At 39.5% G+C, this 19,897-nt stretch carries 16 protein-coding genes and 1 tRNA gene; 5 read left to right on the top strand and 12 right to left on the bottom strand.

The window, feature by feature from the left end:
• Window positions 1-60 precede the first annotated feature (60 nt).
• Entirely contained in the window at window positions 61-957 is an 897-nt protein-coding gene (locus MSG93_RS08575) for a lipopolysaccharide biosynthesis protein (protein ID WP_324621379.1), read from the top strand.
• An 18-nt stretch (window positions 958-975) separates the two neighbouring features.
• Here MSG93_RS08575 and MSG93_RS08570 read toward each other — a convergent pair whose 3' ends face one another.
• The 3 genes from MSG93_RS08570 to MSG93_RS08560 all read right to left on the bottom strand — a co-directional run bounded on the left by MSG93_RS08570 (window position 976) and on the right by MSG93_RS08560 (window position 3,718).
• Complete coding sequence (locus tag MSG93_RS08570) at window positions 976-1,887, bottom strand: glycosyltransferase family 32 protein (protein ID WP_324621378.1); 912 nt, start codon at window positions 1,885-1,887, stop codon at window positions 976-978.
• Window positions 1,888-1,957: 70 nt separating this feature from the next.
• Window positions 1,958-2,716 (bottom strand): glycosyltransferase family 25 protein, encoded by a 759-nt coding sequence (locus MSG93_RS08565; protein WP_324621377.1) that lies wholly within the window; start codon window positions 2,714-2,716, stop codon window positions 1,958-1,960.
• 3 nt (window positions 2,717-2,719) lie between these two features.
• Window positions 2,720-3,718 (bottom strand): Stealth CR1 domain-containing protein, encoded by a 999-nt coding sequence (locus MSG93_RS08560; RefSeq protein WP_324621375.1) that lies wholly within the window; start codon window positions 3,716-3,718, stop codon window positions 2,720-2,722.
• 376 nt (window positions 3,719-4,094) lie between these two features.
• On the opposite strand from MSG93_RS08560, the gene MSG93_RS08555 reads away from it, so the two are divergent.
• The 3 genes from MSG93_RS08555 to MSG93_RS08545 are packed head-to-tail and all read left to right on the top strand — an operon-like array spanning window position 4,095 to window position 7,206.
• The gene (locus tag MSG93_RS08555; protein ID WP_150954804.1) at window positions 4,095-4,979 is read left to right on the top strand and encodes an ATP-grasp fold amidoligase family protein; all 885 of its coding nucleotides are present in this window, start codon (window positions 4,095-4,097) and stop codon (window positions 4,977-4,979) included.
• A gap of 35 nt (window positions 4,980-5,014) precedes the next feature.
• On the top strand, window positions 5,015-6,184 hold the full coding sequence (locus tag MSG93_RS08550; protein ID WP_202740845.1) for a nucleotide sugar dehydrogenase: 1,170 nt from the start codon (window positions 5,015-5,017) through the stop codon (window positions 6,182-6,184).
• The gene (locus MSG93_RS08545; protein ID WP_202740844.1) at window positions 6,181-7,206 is read left to right on the top strand and encodes an NAD-dependent epimerase; all 1,026 of its coding nucleotides are present in this window, start codon (window positions 6,181-6,183) and stop codon (window positions 7,204-7,206) included. Before MSG93_RS08550 ends, MSG93_RS08545 begins: the two co-directional genes overlap by 4 nt.
• Window positions 7,207-7,290: 84 nt before the next feature.
• Here MSG93_RS08545 and MSG93_RS08540 read toward each other — a convergent pair whose 3' ends face one another.
• The 9 genes from MSG93_RS08540 to MSG93_RS08500 form a co-directional block, all read right to left on the bottom strand.
• Entirely contained in the window at window positions 7,291-8,046 is a 756-nt protein-coding gene (locus MSG93_RS08540) for a glycosyltransferase (RefSeq protein WP_312049901.1), read from the bottom strand.
• Between the two features lie 174 nt (window positions 8,047-8,220).
• Window positions 8,221-9,147 carry a branched-chain amino acid transaminase gene (locus MSG93_RS08535; RefSeq protein WP_004775537.1) on the bottom strand — a complete coding sequence of 309 codons (927 nt, stop codon included), beginning with the start codon at window positions 9,145-9,147 and terminating at the stop codon, window positions 8,221-8,223.
• Between the two features lie 30 nt (window positions 9,148-9,177).
• Window positions 9,178-11,949: a bifunctional [glutamate--ammonia ligase]-adenylyl-L-tyrosine phosphorylase/[glutamate--ammonia-ligase] adenylyltransferase gene (glnE, locus tag MSG93_RS08530; RefSeq protein WP_324621371.1), complete on the bottom strand. Its 2,772-nt coding sequence runs from the start codon at window positions 11,947-11,949 to the stop codon at window positions 9,178-9,180.
• A 48-nt stretch (window positions 11,950-11,997) separates the two neighbouring features.
• Window positions 11,998-13,269: a sensor histidine kinase gene (locus MSG93_RS08525; RefSeq protein ID WP_005226836.1), complete on the bottom strand. Its 1,272-nt coding sequence runs from the start codon at window positions 13,267-13,269 to the stop codon at window positions 11,998-12,000.
• A gap of 289 nt (window positions 13,270-13,558) precedes the next feature.
• Window positions 13,559-14,188 carry a hypothetical protein gene (locus tag MSG93_RS08520; protein ID WP_324621369.1) on the bottom strand — a complete coding sequence of 210 codons (630 nt, stop codon included), beginning with the start codon at window positions 14,186-14,188 and terminating at the stop codon, window positions 13,559-13,561.
• A 13-nt stretch (window positions 14,189-14,201) separates the two neighbouring features.
• Window positions 14,202-15,449, bottom strand: a complete 1,248-nt coding sequence (locus MSG93_RS08515; RefSeq protein ID WP_324621368.1) for a hypothetical protein — start codon at window positions 15,447-15,449, stop codon at window positions 14,202-14,204.
• Window positions 15,446-16,504, bottom strand: a complete 1,059-nt coding sequence (locus tag MSG93_RS08510) for a nucleoid-associated protein (RefSeq protein ID WP_324621367.1) — start codon at window positions 16,502-16,504, stop codon at window positions 15,446-15,448. The genes MSG93_RS08515 and MSG93_RS08510 overlap by 4 nt, the downstream gene beginning before the upstream one ends.
• 153 nt (window positions 16,505-16,657) lie before the next feature.
• Window positions 16,658-18,103: a hypothetical protein gene (locus tag MSG93_RS08505; protein ID WP_324621366.1), complete on the bottom strand. Its 1,446-nt coding sequence runs from the start codon at window positions 18,101-18,103 to the stop codon at window positions 16,658-16,660.
• 471 nt (window positions 18,104-18,574) lie between these two features.
• A tRNA-Leu gene (locus MSG93_RS08500) sits at window positions 18,575-18,661 on the bottom strand.
• A 180-nt stretch (window positions 18,662-18,841) separates the two neighbouring features.
• Between MSG93_RS08500 and queA the strand changes: the two genes are divergently transcribed.
• Window positions 18,842-19,879 carry a tRNA preQ1(34) S-adenosylmethionine ribosyltransferase-isomerase QueA gene (gene queA, locus MSG93_RS08495; protein WP_324621365.1) on the top strand — a complete coding sequence of 346 codons (1,038 nt, stop codon included), beginning with the start codon at window positions 18,842-18,844 and terminating at the stop codon, window positions 19,877-19,879.
• The last annotated feature ends 18 nt before the right edge of the window (window positions 19,880-19,897 follow it).

Here is a 19,897-nt window from a genome sequence, read left to right as displayed (position 1 = left end):
GTCTCCTGCGAGCATCTGGTTCCATTGTTCTTGACGATATTTTATAAATGGTCCGTTTAAATGGTTCACTTCTTCTCAGGTTCAATTTCTAGAAGTATTTATAAATTAATTTATAAAATTTTCTTTCCTAAAGCAGCAAAACATAACCGTCGTTACTGGCCACTTTATACTGTAACAAGAGACCAGCACTATCGCATTGAACGGATTTATTATAAAAAACAACTGGTTTCTAATAATCTTGCCCCACAACAGATAAACCACAAGAAATGTATGCTGGTGGCGGCAGGTCCTTCTATTCAGCAACTCGATCCCGAAATTCTGCATCGCCCAGACATAGACTATATTGGCGTCAACGGTGCAATCGCATTTGAGTCGATCACATTTTCCAGCTACATCATTATTGACCATAACTTTGTTGACTGTCGCTTTGATTTGGTTCTAAAAGTCCTGAATACGGACTGCACCTTTTTCACCACACCCCGTTGTCTAGATATGATTCTCAGACAAGTTCGGATAGAAGAGATCCGCTGTCAGATCAAGATCATTGAAACCATTACAGATAATGTCATTGAATTTTTTTTAGATCGTGCCAAACATGTTGATCAAAATGAACAGGACTTTTTTATCCAGAAGGGCTTTGGCTTTTCACAAGATATCTTCAAGGGAACTTTCGACTACTTTACGGTCGCGTATGTAGCTCTTCAGGTGATCTACACCCTAAGTTATAAAGAAATTTATATTGCGGGTCTGGATATGAACAATTTCACACAACCCCGTTTCTATGAAAATCATGAGCATCAACAACCGACGACTTTAAATCGTCATGTTAATGAAGTATTTCAAGCCTTTGATATCGCTGCAACATTGTTTCATCAAAAAGGAATTCATGTGTTTAATCTATCTCAAGGTAGTGCAGTACATGCATTTGAAAAGATTGACCCCAAAACCTTGCTTTAAGCCCTGCTCGCTCTTGTTTTAGATATCGAGCAATGAACCTTCTAGGTACATGCCTTTTTCATAATAATGACTCAGGGTTTTTCTTTCCTTACCTGCAAGCTTGATCAGCTTTGGCATTTCAGCAGGCGGATGATGAATTGCCATATCAATCAGTACTTTCTCTTTGACCCATTGGTGTTTCACCTGAAAATACAGTGCATTTTTATCACAGTTAATGAGGCACATACTAGGCAAATGCTGACGCATCACCTTCTGACAAGCCACATATGCCACCAGATACTCCAGACGACCAATATGCTGAAACAAGTCCTGATAATTAGGTTCTGTTTCTTTCAATTTTTGCAGATAAGCTTTCGGGCTTAATTCAATCGCTATAACCAGCTCATCAAACCAGTACTTAAAAAATGGATTTTTTGCTGCACTTGCCAATAACCAGTTTTCTAAAACAGGAAAGTTTTTGATCGTCGTATTCTTGGCCCGATAATAAGCAAAGCTATGGGTCTGAGTCTTTTTGACCAATGCCTGAATCCAGTCTAGACTTTCATAGACAATGGTACTGGCATCTAACCAGATTCCGCCATATTGATAAATCAGTTCAAAACGGAGCAGATCGGCCTTTTGTTGCGGTGTTGCCTTGGGAAAACGACCAAAATCAATATCACAGAAGTTTTTGACGGTATCTGGCGTAAGAAAATGGACTTCATAATCCGGATTGGTCTTTTTGACCTGTTCCACACATTTTTCCACAAATCCGGCCAGTGGACCTTCCCAATACATCCAGATTTTCTTGGGAATAACCGCATCAGGAATGGTCGGATTAAGCACGATCAAATCTGCTTCATTGTCGATGGCTAGATTCACCTCTCTCTTCTTGTTCGAATACAAGGTATAGAACTTCAAGAGATAGAATATTTTTTTAAATATTTTCATACAGGTTACTCAGCCATATCTTCAAATCACCTCAGCTTTTTACTCAGGTGATTTGACCGGACAATATTAATTAAAAATAAAGATGCTTGAATGCGTAAAAGCGATCACGCCACATACGTTTCTGTTTTTTTAAGCCATGTGAGGCATCACGCTTTTCCAGATCCTTACGCTGAATGCCCTGTGTTGCAACTGTGCCCAGAATATCACTATCCAGACCCGCAGGTTTCACAAACGGCTGCCAGACCCCAAGTCCTTTGCCATTTTTACTGAGCCAGCCCTGAAAGAAGATATCGACAGGCACATGAATCTCTTTGCCGAGTTTGACAAACTCCTCAGCACCTTTTCTCGACCAGACCAGCCCCACACCACGGATCGGGAAATAGTAGGCATGCCATAAGTTATATTGCTCGATCTGTACAATATCTTTGGCAAGCTTCTTCTTTTTCGCCGCCAGATTCACCACATACCAGTCTAACTCTTTATGTTGATCCAGATAGTTCAGCAGTGATTGCAGATTATTTTTAAAGTTCGGTAAAACCTGAATATCATCTTCCAGCACCACCAGATAATCGGCATCTGTCTGAAGGAATTTTTCCACACAACTATAATGGCTCAGATAACACCCAAGCTCGGAATTGATCAGGCTACGACCTAAAATCCGCTGCGCCTCGGCATCATCATATTGTTTAAATTCAGACAGCGCTTTGCCACGGCCATCGTAGGCAGAAAAACGAATAAACGGCCAATCTTGTTGCTGCAACTGCGCGGTTGCACTCGCCAGACGTTGATCACTACCATCCAGGTTAATCAGATAAGTTACAACTTTCATTCTTTATCCTTCGGCTGTTTGCGCCAATAAAACGTGGGGTAAGTAGCCCGCCAATTTCTGATTTAAAGCCGTATAAATCTGCTGTGCTGCAGCATCGCTCAACTGATCCAGACTTTGCATGCAGCCATATTTGATCTGCGCATTGTTCAGGCTGTGCAAGAAGCTATTTAAACTACTTTCATTCTTTAAATAAGCAATTTCAAGATCAGGTTTTAATATCGCCTGATTAGATTTAATCTTTAAATGATTCATCAATGAAATCGGGTTAATCTGCTCGACACTGCGGAATTTATACTGAATCTGTTTTTCCAGAAACTCTGGATGCGCAAGCAAATAGTCTTGCAGGATGTTACGGTCCACTGCATGCGGATAATGGTGAATTTCGAAAAACTTTTTAAATCCAAGCATATCTGCTCCCAACATTTGCGCAATCATATGCTTGGGTTGAATCGGCTTGGCAAAATACTGATTTAACAATTGGCGGTACCAGAGTTTGGCCTTGAGCGCAAAACTACTTTGCCAATGACCATAAATCACCATTTTCTGGTCGACAATAATATCCTCTAACTGCGCTGGCGCATTAAAGAAAAAATCGTCATTCAAATAGAAAAAGTAATCTGATAAACCCTGGATATTCCAGAGCATGGTTTCAATCGAACGGGTGTTGAAGGTGGGCAAATATTGTTCATAACCGGCAAAAATTTCACGGTGATCCACAATCCGGATCTTGCCGGCTTCACAAATGCCGTCCGTAACAAAGTCATCAATCCATTGCGGTTGCTGCGCATCGGTCACAATGTAAATATGACGGCAAAATGGAACGTACTTTAAAATAGATGCAACGTTATAGTAAATTTCATGGTTACTGGCAAAGCGGGTATCACTTACCGCATCAGAGGCTTGTGTTTTGCCCTGATACTGTAGGCGTTTTTGCTTTAACTTTGGATCATTACCATCTACCCAGGCAATCACCACATCAACCGGTTGCATCATTTCACTCATCAATTCACTCTTAAACAATTAGAAAGCACGAAAATACGGCTAAAGATGTTTAATCTCATCTCCTATGATAACACCACTGATCTGTTTAACGTCAGCCTCTTTTGGTAAGAGCATTCGACGCTAAAAGATGAATCATTTCATATAAATCAATATATTATATTTATTGAGTATTTTGTTGTTTTACACCGTATCGTTCCATCATGTGTTTATCGTATTTTCCCTATCTATGAATCCAAGCTTAAATCTCACAATCCTTAACAAAATCAAACCTTTTGGAATAAGATAGTAAAGAAAATCTGTATATTTTTATTAGACGAATTTAAGCATATTTACTATAATTATCGATTACTTTTTCGGGATTACACCTTTTTTTAAAATGATTAACTATGACTATTTTGAATATCAAGCCAAAGTAATTAGAACTAAATTTGTTTCAGATAAAAAGTATCTCACTAAACGTTTTATGTGTAAGTTGGGCTATGCGCCTGACTTTGGCGCACCCAAAAGCTTTAATGAAAAAGTCACGGCGCGCATGATCTATGAAAGAAGTCCGTTACTGACCAAGCTGGCGGATAAATGTGCCGTCAGAGATTTAATTTCAGCAAAAGTAGGAAATGACTATTTGGTTCCTCTGCTTGGCGTCTATGCCTGTGCTGATGAAATCGATTTTGAGCAGCTACCGAATCAGTTTGTGCTGAAATGTACGCATGACAGTGGCAGTGCCAAGATTTGCCGTGATAAAAGCAAACTTGATGTCACCACGGCCAAGGCTAAAATCAAAGATCACATGAAAAAGAACATGTATTTCAGAAAACGTGAGTGGCACTACAAAGACATTTGCCCCAAAATTCTGATTGAACAATATGTAGAACTCTATGTTGATCCTGTCAGCAAATCCACCATTACCACCTGTCGGGTACACTGCTTTGAAGGCCGTCCAGAATATCTGGAAATTGATGTACAAGATACCCAAGGTAATGACTATTCAAACATGTATGATACTGAATGGAACTTACAGCCCTTTCGTGTCGATCTGAAAGATAACTCACCCGATGCTTTAGCCAAACCTCAACAGTTGGAAAAAATTATTGAATTGTCAGAAAAACTCTGTTTTGCGTATGGTTATAGTCGAGTAGATTTCTTATTATCTCAGGATCACGTTTACTTCAGTGAAATTACGCTCACCCCAAATGCAGGACGAATGGTCATTACACCGGTAGAATGGGATTTAAAACTCGGTTCACTGTGGTTATCCTATTAACCGTCCATCATGTATGTCGAATCTGTTAGGTACTTATGAAAATAGCGATTGCTGGAACTGGGTATGTCGGGTTGTCAAATGCAATGCTATTTGCACAACACCATGAAACCGTTGCCCTTGATATCCTACAAAGTAAAGTAGATTTACTGAACAACAAGGTATCACCGATTCAAGATCATGATATTTCCCTGTTCTTAAAAGAAAAACAACTGAATTTTACAGCGACCACAGATCAGCAACAGGCTTTTCAAAATGCTGATTTCATTATTATTGCCACGCCCACCGATTACGACCCACAGACCAATTACTTTAATACCCAAAGTGTTGAGAGTGTGATTCAGGATGTACTGGCCATTAACCCAAACGCGACCATGATCGTCAAGTCAACGGTTCCTGTGGGTTTCACCGAGCAAGTTAAACAGAAATACCAGACCGAAAACATTATTTTTTCGCCTGAATTTTTACGTGAAGGCAAAGCCTTGCACGACAACCTCTACCCATCCCGCATCATTGTGGGAGAGCAGTCTGAACGTGCCCAGCAATTTGCAGATTTACTGGTAGAGGGTGCACTCAAGCAGGATATTCCAGTATTGCTGACCCATTCAACTGAAGCTGAAGCAATTAAGCTGTTTGCCAATACCTATCTGGCGATGCGGGTGGCCTTCTTCAATGAACTGGACACTTATGCACAAAGCTTCGGACTGGACAGCAAGCAGGTGATTGAAGGCGTGTGTCTTGATCCGCGTATTGGCAGTCATTATAACAATCCCTCGTTTGGCTACGGCGGCTATTGCCTGCCAAAGGACACCAAACAGTTATTGGCCAACTATAACAATGTGCCAAGCAACCTGATCAAGGCGATTGTCGATGCCAACCGTACCCGTAAAGACTTTATTGCCGATTCGATTATCGCCAGAAACCCGAGTACGGTCGGTATTTATCGTCTGGTGATGAAAAGCGGTTCGGACAATTACCGTGCCTCGGCGATTCAAGGGGTGATGAAACGCCTGAAAGCCAAAGGCATTGAAATCATCATTTATGAACCGACCTTTCATGAAGATAGCTTCTTTAAATCGAAAGTTACCCAGGATCTAAACGAATTCAAGCAATCATGTGATGTGATTATTGCCAATCGCCTGTCGAATGACTTACTAGACGTACAAGATAAAGTTTATACCCGAGATATTTTTGGAGGCGATGAATGAAAGTTCTAGTCACAGGCGCTGCTGGATTCATCGGCTTTAGTGTTGCACAAAAACTGCTTGAACGCGGTGATGATGTAGTCGGTTTTGATAATTTTAATAATTATTATGATCCATCCCTGAAAGAGGCACGTGCCCAGCAATTACAGTTACTGGCTGAACGCAACGATACAGGCAGTTTTACCCTGATCAGGGAAAACCTTGCCAATAAAGCAGCGGTGGATCAGTGTTTTAAAGAACATGCTTTTGACCGTGTGATTCATTTGGCGGCACAGGCCGGTGTGCGTTATTCGCTGGAAAATCCGCATAGTTATGTGGAAAGCAACCTGATTGCCTTTACCAATATCTTGGAAGCATGTCGCTACGCAGCAACGCCTCACCTGACCTATGCCAGTACCAGCAGTGTCTATGGCGCCAACACCACCATGCCCTTTAGCGAACAGCACGGCGTTGACCATCCGCTACAATTCTATGCAGCAACCAAGCGTGCCAATGAGCTGATGGCGCATAGCTATAGCCATTTATTTAAACTCCCGACCACAGGCCTACGTTTCTTTACCGTCTATGGACCGTGGACACGCCCGGATATGGCCTTATTCAAGTTCACCAAGCATATTTTTGAAGGCAAACCGATTCCAGTGTTTAATCATGGCAACCATACCCGTGATTTCACCTATATCGATGATATTGTGGAAGGCATTATCCGCACCAGCGACAAGATCGCGACACCGGATGAAAACTGGGACAGCAACCATCCGAATCCTGCGACCAGCAATGCCCCGTTTAGAATCTTTAATATTGGCAACAATCGTACCGTGAAGCTGATTGAATATATTCAGGCCATTGAACAAGCTGCTGGTAAAGAAGCGATTTTAGAACTGCTTCCATTACAGCCAGGTGATGTACCAGATACCTTTGCCGATAGTTCGGCACTGGAAAACTATGTTAACTACAAACCAGCCACCTCGGTTGTGGATGGCGTGAAAAACTTTGTGGACTGGTATCGCCAGTATCACAATATCTAAATCCCTAAATACAAAAAAATCAGGCAGAACGCCTGATTTTTTTATGCTTGTCATCTCTACCTTGCGAAATGACACCTACTTGGCTTATTGCCAAGACTCTTTGATCCAGTCGGATGGCAACACATAGCGATACCATTTACCGCCACCACCGCTGATCGCGTCAGGTGGATTGATCTCACCATGGAAAATAATAATTTTTGCGCCTTTCGGCTTTACTGGTGGCTGGAAGTAAGCAAAAGGAACTTTTCTTAAGCAATGGTATTTATAACTCTTGCACCAGTCTTTATTCCAATAGCTGAGCTTGCCTTCTTTGTGCATAAACCAAGACAGATATTCCTGCTCGTTACGAAACTTCTCGCGAATTTCATCGAAGTGCTCGCGGAAATATGGCAGAACGTCAGGGAAAGCACCCAGTTTAAAACGATAAACCGAGCTGTTGCCAGTAATCCGCCACGGACGTTTCCAGTCATGAATCACCAGAAACTCACCTTCGGCTTGAAAGAAGCAATCAATATTATCGACAATGACCACGTCCAGATCGATAAACAACGCATTGCCTTTTAGGCCATACAAATCCGGCTCAAAGGTCGAAAGCTTGTTCCAGCCGCGTTCAGGACTGCCTGCCGGCAGATCCAGCGATGGAATCGGGAAACATTGAATAGCAGGGTCAATGCCTTCGGTACGGTCCGTCAGGCAGACCATTTTAAATGGCAACGTCAGATGACGTTTGACCATGTTATAGAGACGGTTAACGTACTCGGCACCATATTTGGTTCCCCATTTCATACACAAAATGACATTGTCTTCAGGAGTTGCCGAATCTTGTTGAATATCTACCATCTGATAACCTTAATTGCTTGAGATATGCTGTCCCGCTTTATGATAAAACTTAAAAACGTTCAGACATATGCACTGAATATAGTGCCATCTTAGCATACAGCCTAGGCATTTTTTTACTATTAATTCGTCAATAAAAAAGCGAAGCCGAAGCTCCGCCTTTGCACTGCTTTGAACTTATTTGATATAAGTTAACCAGTGGGCATATTTCTCATTACGGCCTTGAACCGCATCAAAGAACGTCTTCTGGATTTCAGTGGTGATCGGACCACGTGAACCACAACCGATTTCACGGTCATCATACTCACGGATTGGCGTCACTTCAGCCGCAGTACCGGTAAAGAATGCTTCATCTGCAATATAGAATTCATCACGGGTGATACGGCGCTCAACCACTTCATAGCCTAGATCTTTAGCAATGGTAATCACGGTTTGACGGGTAATCCCTTCCAGTGCACCACCCGCCAGGTCAGGGGTATGTAACACACCATCCTTGATCAGGAAGACGTTCTCGCCTGCACCTTGGCAAACAAAGCCTTGTGGATCAAGCAACATGGCTTCGTCATAACCCGAGCGTGCCACTTCCTGATGTGCCAGAATTGATACCGTATAGTTACCACATGCTTTTGCTTTACACATGGTCACGTTCGGATGATGGTGCGTGAATGAAGAGGTTTTTACACGAATACCGCGTGCCATGGCTTCTTCACCGAGGTATGCACCCCAGCCCCATGCTGCGACTGCGGCATGAATAGTATTTTCTGTCGCTGCAATGCCAAGCTTTTCAGAACCAATCCAGATCAATGGACGTAAATAGCAAGACGCCAGTTTATTTTCACGCACAACATCGATTTGTGCCTGTTCTAATGTCGCTTGATCAAATGGAACATTCATTTGATAAATTTTTGCTGAATTTAATAAGCGCTTAGTGTGATCTTGCAAACGGAAGATTGCGGTACCATTCGGTGTTTCATAAGCTCTGACGCCTTCGAAGACACCCATGCTGTAGTGTAGTGTATGAGTCAGGACGTGAATTTTTGCATCACGCCAATCAACCAATTTTCCATCTTGCCAAATAAAACCATCACGATCAGCCAAACTCATCGCACATACTCCATTTTCTTTTTTACACAATTATTCACTTTCCAATGCTTGCGCAGTTGGATCAATTAATCTTTGCCATAACTTGCAAACGATCTCCCGGGTATCGCGCCAATCCGCAGCATTGACTTGCATAGATTGATTTGCAAGCGCTAGACGGTGGCTCTCAGTTCGTTCACGGAGATAAGCGTGTATTAATGCTGTGGCATCTTCACTGGATAAGCAGCCTGCTTTAGCAGCATCTTCTAGAATTCTTACATTATCGGAAAAATGGGCGAGATCTGTATTCGTCCCACTCCATGCAAGCACAACATACTGTGCCATAAATTCGATATCAACGATACCACCTGAGTCCTGTTTTAAATGAAAAATACCATGTTTTTTTTGTTCAGAAGATGATCCCAAATGATCTTTCATCTTCTGACGCATTTTTAACACTTCTTCACGCACTACATTTTCATCACGAACTTGCGTCAGGATTTGGCAGCGGATCTGCTCAAATTGCTGGCATAAACTTTGATCGCCCGCAATCGAACGGGCACGGACTAAAGCCTGATGTTCCCATAACCATGCATTTTTCTGCTGATATTGTTCATAGGCTTTTAAACTGGTCACCAGCATGCCGGCTTCACCCGAAGGTCGAAGACGGGTATCAATTTCATAAACACGTCCATCCAGAGTTTGCGTGGTCATCAACGACATAAACTTCTGTGCTACCCGAATGGCAAATTCCGCTCCACTAATGCCCTTACGGCCATCGGTTTCACCTTGCTCTTCAAGCGCATGAATAAACACCAGATCCAGATCTGAACCATAACCCAGCTCGATGCCGCCTAATTTTCCATACGCAATCACCGCAAAGCCTTTACGATCCAGACTACAACGTTGCCCGTCATTCCCCAAAGGATAACCATGCCGTGCTGCGACAGCTTCATAGGCCAAACGTAAGGTTGCCTGTACACTCACCTCAGCAATATCGGTCAATGCATCCGATACTTTCATCAACGGACTTTCTGCCAGCACATCACTGGCAGCGACGGTCAGGACATTGCTCTTTTTAAATAAGCGCAATACCCGCATCTGGTCTTCAACTTGGTCAATCTCAATCCGCAGTAATTGCTGACGTAAAGAATCTTCCAGATCCTGACGCTGTGGCAGACCAAAATCCATCGACAGGAATTCATCGAGTAAGACTGGATACTGCGCCAGTTCTTCACAAATCCATGGGCTGACGGTCGACATTTTCACCAGTCGCTGCAAGGCACCGCGGCTTTCCATTAACATCACCAGATATACGGTACGGCGCAGTACCGACTCGACCAATGGCATCAAGCGTAACAAAGCCACTTGCGGCTGATCCGACTGTAAAATCGCTTCAATCAAATGCGGCCAGAATTTCTTTAACCGTTCCAAAGCACTGGCAGGAATTTTACGCAGGGCCTGACCATGCCAAAAGTTCTGGATCAGGTTTCTGGCATTGTCATCCAGTACCGCATTGAGTTTTTGTTCAAGCTGGACAAAATCATCCACCGGCTCAGCAAACTCTTTTTCCTGAATTAATTGCTTAAACTGGACTTTGACTTTGTCGCGCTTCTGGTTTAACACCTCAAGAAATGCTGTCCAATCGCTAAAGCCCAAGGTGTCCAGCATCCGCTGTCTCAGTTCGGGCTCGGTAGGCAAGGATTGAGTCTGCTGATCATTCAAGGCCTGAATCGCATGTTCCACCCGTCTTAAAAACAGATAGGCATCTTCCAGATCAATCACCGCTTGTTGATCCAGTAACTCCGCTTCACCTAAATGATGTAAATTGACCAGACACTGACGATCTTGCAGTTCACGCTTCGATCCACCGTAGATGAGCTGGAACACCTGCACAATAAATTCGATTTCACGAATCCCGCCTGCACCGAGCTTAATATCTTCTTCGATATTACGGCGCATGACTTCACGTTCGATCATGGCTTTCATTTCACGCATAGCAGCGAAAGCAGAATAATCAACATAACGACGGAATACGAATGGACGCGACATGTCCAGTAACTCTGCACCCGCTTTGCCACCCGTAATTACGCGTGCCTTAATCCAGGCATAGCGTTCCCATTCACGCCCATGCTGGCTCAGATATTTTTCCAGTCCACTATGACTGATGGCCAGAGCCGAACCATCGCCCCACGGACGCAAGCGCATATCGACGCGGAACACAAAACCGTCAGCAGTAATGTGATCGAGTAGATAAATCAGTTTCTGTCCCCACAAAATGCAGAACTGCTGCACATCAATACATTTACGTCCATTGCTTTCGCCCTGTTCATCAAAGGCAAAAATCAGGTCAATATCACTGGACAGATTCAGTTCTTGTGCACCCAGCTTGCCCATTCCGATGACAATCAAATCCTGCAACTGGCCTGAATAACCGATCGGTTCACCATGTTTGGCCAATAAAGGCGGTAAGGCAAAAGCTTTGGCAGCACAGATACTGGCATCGGCAAAATCAGACAGTTCACGGGTTAGCGTGATCACATTGGTCAATTGATTGGCATCCTGCCAGATCCAGCGGAACATCAACTTGGCACGCAGCACACGCAAGGCTTTCATCCAGGCTTGTTCATTGCTGATCTCAGCCACAGCCTGTTGAACTTTTTGATAGATGGTTTCAGTCGATAATGACTCAAGGAATTGATCTTGGTGATAGTCTTGTTCTAATTCTGCTTGGTATAAATTTAAAACCTGTTCAGCATATTGGCTTGCGACCAAGGTTTTTTGTAGTTGTTGCGCATTCATATCAAAAGGCTCGACTGATGTCATCTCATCTTGGTTAGTTATATCAGTTACAAGCTTATCTTTAAAATCACTTTAGACTAATTTTGCTTTGGTTTTCGCTTGAGTTGTACACAAATCAACCTGCTCACGCTCTATCGGGAGCAGTACCGTAAATACCGTGCCTTCCCCTTCATTGGAAGTCACATTGATTTCCCCCAGATTCATTTCCACAAAGCGTTTGCACAGGCTTAAACCCAGTCCGGCACCTTTCTCTCCTGCGGTGCCTTTATAGCTCATGGTAATGCGCGGCTGGAATAAATTCTTGATTTGTTCCGGGGTCATACCCAACCCCGTATCTTTGACATACACCTCAACATAGGTACCTTTATGTTGTGCCTGAATGTAAACTTTGCCTGAGCCATCCACATCGGTAAATTTCAAGGCATTGGACACCAGATTCTGAATCACCGAGGTGATCATGTTCATATCGGCATAGACTTTCAGGTTTTCATCGACTTCATTAATCAGTTCAATATTCTTCTTGATTGCCAAAGTTTTCAGGATATCGGTCACAATATTGGTGATCTGGCGCAACTTGAAGTTAATCGGATGGTAGACAAAGCGCCCACCCTCTGCCATTGCCCAATTCAGTAAGCTTTCCAACAGGTTATAGGTCGACTGTGAAGTATCATAAAGATAATCGGCAATATTCTGGATGCTCGACTCGTCCAGGGTATCACGCTCTTTGGCCAATATTTCCGCAAAACCGAGCAAACCATGAAATGGTGCACGCAGGTCATGGGAAATAATGGAAAAGAATTTGGTTTTACTAAAATTCAGTGCAGCTTCTTGTTCGTATAATTCTTTAAGTTCATCGTGGTTAAATTTCAGTTCCAGCTGTTGCATGAAGTTGATGCAATGCTCTTGTAGCAATTGTTTTTGTAATTCACTAAAGCCTTGTGCCGCTTCATCAAACAGAATGATATAACCCAGTGAGGTTTGGTCCGGATGCCTGAGATGCAAGGCAATTGCTGACTGGACTTTCTTTTTAATCGGATGTAAAAATGCCAATAGGGTCTGATATTGTGGATGATCACAGTCGACCAGATCGCCATTGACGAAAAGTGTATTTAGGCTTTTGCTAATTTTGGAGGTATCTATTGCTTGTAATTTTTCAGGACAACGATGCCACAGGTAAGGTTCCTGATGAAAAGCCAGCAAAGCCGTACTGGCTTGCATCAGTTTACGGTTAAACTGTAAAAATTGCTCAAGCAGGTTCTGCTCTGAGTTTAGCCCCAAAGAAAGAGAGATTTTACAAGCGCTTAGCTTCTCGGCTTGCTGTAGTTCTAATAATTGAATCGCCATTCCCGCCTCTCGAATATTTTCGTTATACGGTTCTTTACGTTTTATAGAAAAAATGTGAAAACTATCACTTAGTATTAACAAACTTTAACAGAAAAGGCAATTGTTGATTTAATCAATTCGCAACAAAACGTGAAATTTCATTGAATTTTAACTTTATAAGTTCCCAACCTGCTACCTGCAAAGCAACTAACAGTATTACCAACGCTTTCGGCATTCCTTCGATTTCGACTGAGACACCGATGAATCTTGATGGCTTTAAACCACAGGTGGCTTGAGCTTGAAGTAAATATTATTCTTCAGGTATATATTTAAGTTTTAACTTATCATATATACGTAAGGTTGAGTCTGCACTCCAAAAATATAACCATGCAATACTGATACACATTAAGAATAACGCCAATGAGAATATGAATCCTAAAAAATAGGTAGTTGCACTAACTTGAATAGGATCCACTACAGGCAACCATTTCAAAAACATAACTAAAATATCATTTATATAAAGAATTCCTAACGTTAAAAAATATATAACTGCAAAAAAACCATTAATCTTTATTAATTGTTTTTTAGTATATTTTGTCACCAAAACTGGCTTTTCAGCCTCTATCTTAACCTCTATAAATTTTCGAGCAGTTATCACATCTTCAATAGTTGAGAAAAAACGTTGAGGATAATTTTCAATAACATAATCAACTTCGTGATGCCCAACTTTCTCAGAACCCACTAAAAGCTGTGCGGCACAATCTTTTTCAATCTCTGGTGCTTCTTTTTGATAATATTTATTAGTATATGCTTTGATTTCCTCAATACGTTTTGCATAAAGTTTACGCTTATGTGCGAACCTTGTGGATTTATCAATCCAAACTAGTAAAGGACCTAATGCTGCGAATATTGGTAGTAATTTCAATATAAAATCGACCATTTAATTCCTCAATTTATAAAAAATTTATAATTTTATTAAAACTAAAACTGTAATTGCTTTGCATAAACAAAAAGAAAGTGATTAAGAACAAGGTGATTGCTGAAAATATTGAAAAATACATTTTTAATTTTACTGATACAGCCGTACTATCCAACTCTTCTTTTACAGATAATATTGTTGGTGACTCATCTTCAAACTTAGATGATAAATTTAAAAACACACTTGTATATTCTTTAATCATTGAATTTAAAGTATTTCTTTGCCCTAAAATATTAATTATCAAAAGTAAAACCATTAAAGCTATTGTAATAAGCACAACTAAATTTTTAGTAGCACTAAGGTTTTTAACAGGATCAACTTCTTGTATTTGAGCCATAGCAAACCATATACCTGCAGGTATTGCCAACATTTTTGTTGCTACAGAATCAAATGCCTCATTCATTTTTTTTATATATTCTGTTCTCTTTTCCAAATACTCTTTACGAACTTTATCAAAACTATAGTTATCAACATAACTTTGATAGCTATGATTAATATTATGAATCAAAGGATTTAAATTCTGAATAATGTAAATAAATCTATTATTTTCATCTTGATCTTTAATAAAATTAGTAACTTCTTTACTCATTAAATGAATTATTGCTTCACGATGCATGTCTTTTTTCATCAACAACTCTAAGGACTCACTATCTATAGAGCTTTCTAAACAATTCTCAGTTAATTTAAATCTAAACTTATAAGAACGATTAAAAAAAATGGTTCCCTGATCGCTTTTAGTTTGCTCACTCAGATATTGAATAAATTTATAAACCTTACCTACTTTTAAGTAATTTTTATATTTAGGATCCTTTGAATCTATATTATAGTAAATATTAGTTTTGGTGAACAAAATTTCAGCAACTGGAAATTCCACATAGTGTTCAAAACTTAAAAGTTCATTCCAATCTGAACAAATTAAAAAACTATCCCCTCTGTTATTATTGGTTTTTTCTAATTCAATTCGAAATAATATTCCATCTTCAGAAAACCTATCTTCATAGCTTTGAATTATTCTATCTATATCTACATTGGTAGAATTTTCAGAACCTGCTTTTTTTACCCCTAAACTTGAGTTTGCTAATTCTATATCAGCTAGACCTTTCAACTTCATTATTGAATCAAAGTCAAGGGCTAACCAACCTACAAATTTATCGTGAGAGTCATCCCTATCTCTTAGAGACAGTAGAAATTCACGATAGATTTGCACAGGACTAATGGTCATTTTTTATCTGCTTGATTAAGACTTTGTGTTGCCTTCTCAACATCTTCCAAAAACTCTTTCGTCAATAAACTTTCTTCAATTTCGAGTTTACCATTTTTACGAAAAATACTTTTGCCTATAAGATGGCGAGCGATACTTAAAGACAAATCTTTATTTCGACTACTCACTTTTTTAAAATTATTAAGCACTCCCCTACTGATGGAAATATTGTCAGACAGATTATGCTTATTACTTGCGTAGGTGAAAAATTCTTCACTTTTCTCAGGAAATACCCTTTTTGCAACATTCTCAAGCAAAACATCTTCATTATTTTTCAGACATTCAGTTACATAGCTATGAGTTTCAATTAATTTCGCATCAACATGCTCCTGAGTTTGTTTTAGTTCATTTAAGACGAATTCTTCAATAGCTGCTTTTAGCTGATGTGTTTCTTCTTTAGCTGCATTTGCATCTACAGTACAACCAATGAATTTTTCAAAATAGTCTCGAACCTCATCTGCATGTCCTTTCTTAAATCTAATATATCTACATGAAAAACCATCAATCCATTCATGAATATTAATTGTTGCCCCTAGATGTAACTTATCTAAATCTAGAATTTCACGAACAACAAAATTTAATTCGTTATCTACATCTGTTCCTTTTGTTTTGTTAATAACGGCTACAGCTAACCTAGTTTGAGCTGTGGATTCATACTCAAAAAAAACAAGATATCCGCCATTAATTCTTTTATCTTTTCTTAAAATAGCTTCAAAATGTTGAGCGAGTTGATTTGTCATCTCTACAAAATCTGAACATTCTGAAGTACCGTTATAAAATGCATTTAACTTTTGTTCAAAAGCAGGTTGAGCTTCTGTATCTTCATTAACAGCAAATTCACCAACATAGAGACTTGCTTTTGCAAATAATTTAACCAATCCGATGGCTAAATCTGTATCCAGTTTAGATACATCATTTTCCTCATCTTTAATTTTAGAGATAATCATATCTTCTGCATCTTCTATAGACGCTTTAGCACGACGTACCTCATGAATAATAATGTGTTGAATACTCATAACCACCCCGAAAATTCATTAAAATTCTTAAAATTTATAGGGGATTTATAACATTTTAACAAACCTATTTAAACAACTAAGTTAAGTTAGGCGACATAATTCAACGCATAAAAAAAGCCCAATAAAATATTGGGCTTATGATAATAAAGGATACTATCCTCCTCCATTAGCTGGAGGTTCAGCATCTTTCTTGGGCTTAGAAGCATCTAAAACAACAGTGGTCTGTTCAACAACCTTACCTAATAGCTGCGTAATATTATTTGGTAAATCATTCATTTTTTGATTTAAATTTTGTTCTTGTTCATCCTTACCGAAGTAAACATCAACCAGTTTTTCATGTATTTCTTCTTTCTTAGCTTCTGACATATCTGCAATAAAAGATTTAAGAGCAGTCAAGCGTAAAAAAACACCTTCATTCTTTTTCCAATATATATAACTTTTCGATGCTAATCTTGATGTAAACGCTATTGTAGAAAAAATTAGAATTGAAAAAATAAGTCTTATTCCAAGATAAGCTAAATCAAGGGCTTTATAGTCGCCTGTATGTTTGGTAGCAAAATCGCTTAAACTTGAATATGAGAAATAAATTGCAAAGCCTATAATTCCGAAACTCAAAATATTAAAAAAATAGTATGAGTACATTTCAAAGTTAGCTTTACTTTTATAGTCATCTGTTAACTTGATTGCTGTCTCATCACTAATAAAGTCTTTGAAACTTCTTGAAGTTTTCTTGACTGAATTCACTTCTTGAGTTATTAGTGCTTCCGTTTCATCTAGCTCCTTAGTAAAATCTTTCAATACAGAAATTGTATTATCATGAATTTTCTTTTCAACACGATCAGCTCTAACCTTCAACTCTGCATCAAACTCACTAATTTTTTTATTGAGTTCTTCATTTAAGTTAAAAATATTTGAATTAATTTCAGTAAGCTGACTATATACACCTTTAACTTTTTCACTAACATCCAAGTATGACTTATTCAGATTTTTTAAATCTTCCCCAGCAATATTGTATTTAGAGGCAACAGATTTAACATTGTTTTCAAATGAATTAAATCGCATATCAATTTCATTCATCTTATCACTAGTAAAATTATAGAAATCTTTCTCCAATCTTTTTAAAACTAAATTTTGAGGTTTATATTTATTTTTAGTATCTCTATAAAACTTTAAAAAACTCAATCTTAGTTTATTAATTTGATCAGAGTAATCAGTTAACTCTTTATAGAATTGAATATCGTCTTCATAAAATGGATCAATAATGCTGTGCAGCCTAATCATCCGTAACTTATCTTTCAATTCATAATTAAATTTTTTAATTTCATCTAAATCAAACTCATCGATTCCATTTGAAATATGATCTATTCTCATTCTCTCATCAGTTTCATAGTATCTAATTGATATTTCTTGCATAAAATTATCTGAAATATTTTTAATATTAGATAAAAAAAGGACGAACTCTTTTTTTATCTTATCAACTACCTCGATATAGGTGTAGGCAGATTTTTTATCTTGTAAAAACAAAATATAGTTATCAATTTTCTCTAAATATCTCTCTATAACTTCTTTTGACTCTTCTAGCTCTTCAAACATATCCATAGTATCTATATCTATTTATTACTATGAATTTTACACAACTTAACAAAGTTTGACACTATGAATAAGCTCAAAATGACATGATGATATGGTTCATTTTGACCCGATACAAAAGGTCAAAAAGACATTTACTACTATCTATAAATAAAATAACAACTAGAAATATAAAAGAAAGCCAAAACCAAAAAACGCTTGCTTTCAAAAAATATAATTGTATTTTCTAAATCATAGTCAGACCTATGGCAGACGTACGAATCCCGAAAGCATCTCCACACAAGATGAGAAAACCCATGATGGGCTTCTTTACGAAAAATCTTTTAGCTAAAGAACAAGAATATTAATCATGATTTATCTGAAGAATCAAAATAGTTAGTTAGTCATAATTTTAAAAATTTTTAGTAATCTATTTATAATTATATATTTCCCCATTAAAAAACCCCAAGCCTTTAATACCAGCTTGGGGTCTTTGAATCTTGGTCCCGAGGGTCGGACTCGAACCGACACGTCATCTCTGACAGCGGATTTTGAGTCCGCCGCGTCTACCAATTTCACCACCTCGGGAAGAGTGCGATGCTTTGTGTTGCGTATAATAACCTGTTTGATTTTATTGTCAAACACTAACTCACGCTTATTGCTCACTTTTAAATCACTCAGATATTTTTCTATCAATAAACACGCGAACTCAGCGAGAAAACGCAAAAACGACTATACTACGCCCAATTTTTGCAATGTTTTAGATGTATGCAACTCTCCGACTTTTCGTTTGATCTCCCCGATGAACTTATTGCTCGCTACCCGCTAGACAGTCGTAGCGCATCTCGCCTGCTGCATATCGATGCGCAAGGTCAATATCACGACCATGCCTTTACCGATATTCTCGATCTACTCGAAGAGGGCGATTTACTGGTACTGAATGACACCAAAGTCATGAAAGCACGCTTAAAGGGCAAACGTGCCACAGGCGGCGCAATCGAAGTGCTGGTTGAACGTATGTTGGATACCCACACTGCGCATTGCCATATCAAATCAAGTAACTCACCCAAAGCAGGCGCAGAACTGTATATCGGTGAAGATGCGGTTCCAGTCACTGTACAAGGCCGTCATGAAAACCTGTTTGTGGTGAAGTTTTCACAACCGATCTTGTCGGTACTGGATCAATACGGCCAACTGCCGATTCCACCTTATTTCAATCGTGAAGCCGAAGAGATTGATACTGAACGTTATCAAACTGTGTTCCATGATCCTGAAAAAATTGCCAGCGTTGCTGCGCCCACAGCCAGTCTGCATTTTGATCAAGACCTGTTAGAAAAATTAGCCGCTAAAGGCGTACAAAAAACCTTTGTGACCTTACATGTCGGTGCAGGAACGTTTATGCCTGTGCGTACTACAGACATTACCAATCACATTATGCACAGTGAATGGTGTAATGTCCCGCAAGCCACCATTGACCTGATTCTGGCAACCAAAGCACGCGGTAATAAAGTGATTGCGGTAGGCACTACGGCGACCCGCGCGCTGGAAAGTGCAGCACAGGCCAATCAAGGCAAAATTGCAGCATGGACTGGTGATACCCAAATCTTTATCTATCCGGGTTATCAGTTTTGTATCGTGGACCGTTTGATTACCAACTTCCATTTACCAGAATCGACCTTGCTGATGCTGGTTTCAGCGTTGTCGAATCGCGACAATATTTTGGCCGCTTATAAACATGCGGTGCAACAACGTTATCGTTTCTTTAGTTATGGCGATGCGATGCTGATTGATAAGCTCGACGCTTAAAACAATCAATAGGCTAAA

It is taken from the genome of Acinetobacter sp. IK40, from assembly GCF_035615075.1.
GTDB classification, from domain to species: Bacteria; Pseudomonadota; Gammaproteobacteria; order Pseudomonadales; family Moraxellaceae; genus Acinetobacter; species Acinetobacter courvalinii.
This window is presented reverse-complemented; position numbering and strand designations above follow the sequence as displayed.

Excerpts from the sequence above, each read along its gene's own strand:
- MSG93_RS08575 (WP_324621379.1), top strand. The coding sequence starts at position 61 with ATGGTTCACTTCTTCTCAGGTTCAATTTCTAGAAGTATTTATAAATTA.
- MSG93_RS08570 (WP_324621378.1), bottom strand. The coding sequence starts at position 1,887 with ATGAAAATATTTAAAAAAATATTCTATCTCTTGAAGTTCTATACCTTG.
- MSG93_RS08565 (WP_324621377.1), bottom strand. The coding sequence starts at position 2,716 with ATGAAAGTTGTAACTTATCTGATTAACCTGGATGGTAGTGATCAACGT.
- MSG93_RS08560 (WP_324621375.1), bottom strand. The coding sequence starts at position 3,718 with ATGAGTGAAATGATGCAACCGGTTGATGTGGTGATTGCCTGGGTAGAT.
- MSG93_RS08555 (WP_150954804.1), top strand. The coding sequence starts at position 4,095 with ATGATTAACTATGACTATTTTGAATATCAAGCCAAAGTAATTAGAACT.
- MSG93_RS08550 (WP_202740845.1), top strand. The coding sequence starts at position 5,015 with ATGAAAATAGCGATTGCTGGAACTGGGTATGTCGGGTTGTCAAATGCA.
- MSG93_RS08545 (WP_202740844.1), top strand. The coding sequence starts at position 6,181 with ATGAAAGTTCTAGTCACAGGCGCTGCTGGATTCATCGGCTTTAGTGTT.
- MSG93_RS08540 (WP_312049901.1), bottom strand. The coding sequence starts at position 8,046 with ATGGTAGATATTCAACAAGATTCGGCAACTCCTGAAGACAATGTCATT.
- MSG93_RS08535 (WP_004775537.1), bottom strand. The coding sequence starts at position 9,147 with ATGAGTTTGGCTGATCGTGATGGTTTTATTTGGCAAGATGGAAAATTG.
- glnE (WP_324621371.1), bottom strand. The coding sequence starts at position 11,949 with ATGACATCAGTCGAGCCTTTTGATATGAATGCGCAACAACTACAAAAA.
- MSG93_RS08525 (WP_005226836.1), bottom strand. The coding sequence starts at position 13,269 with ATGGCGATTCAATTATTAGAACTACAGCAAGCCGAGAAGCTAAGCGCT.
- MSG93_RS08520 (WP_324621369.1), bottom strand. The coding sequence starts at position 14,188 with ATGGTCGATTTTATATTGAAATTACTACCAATATTCGCAGCATTAGGT.
- MSG93_RS08515 (WP_324621368.1), bottom strand. The coding sequence starts at position 15,449 with ATGACCATTAGTCCTGTGCAAATCTATCGTGAATTTCTACTGTCTCTA.
- MSG93_RS08510 (WP_324621367.1), bottom strand. The coding sequence starts at position 16,504 with ATGAGTATTCAACACATTATTATTCATGAGGTACGTCGTGCTAAAGCG.
- MSG93_RS08505 (WP_324621366.1), bottom strand. The coding sequence starts at position 18,103 with ATGGATATGTTTGAAGAGCTAGAAGAGTCAAAAGAAGTTATAGAGAGA.
- queA (WP_324621365.1), top strand. The coding sequence starts at position 18,842 with ATGCAACTCTCCGACTTTTCGTTTGATCTCCCCGATGAACTTATTGCT.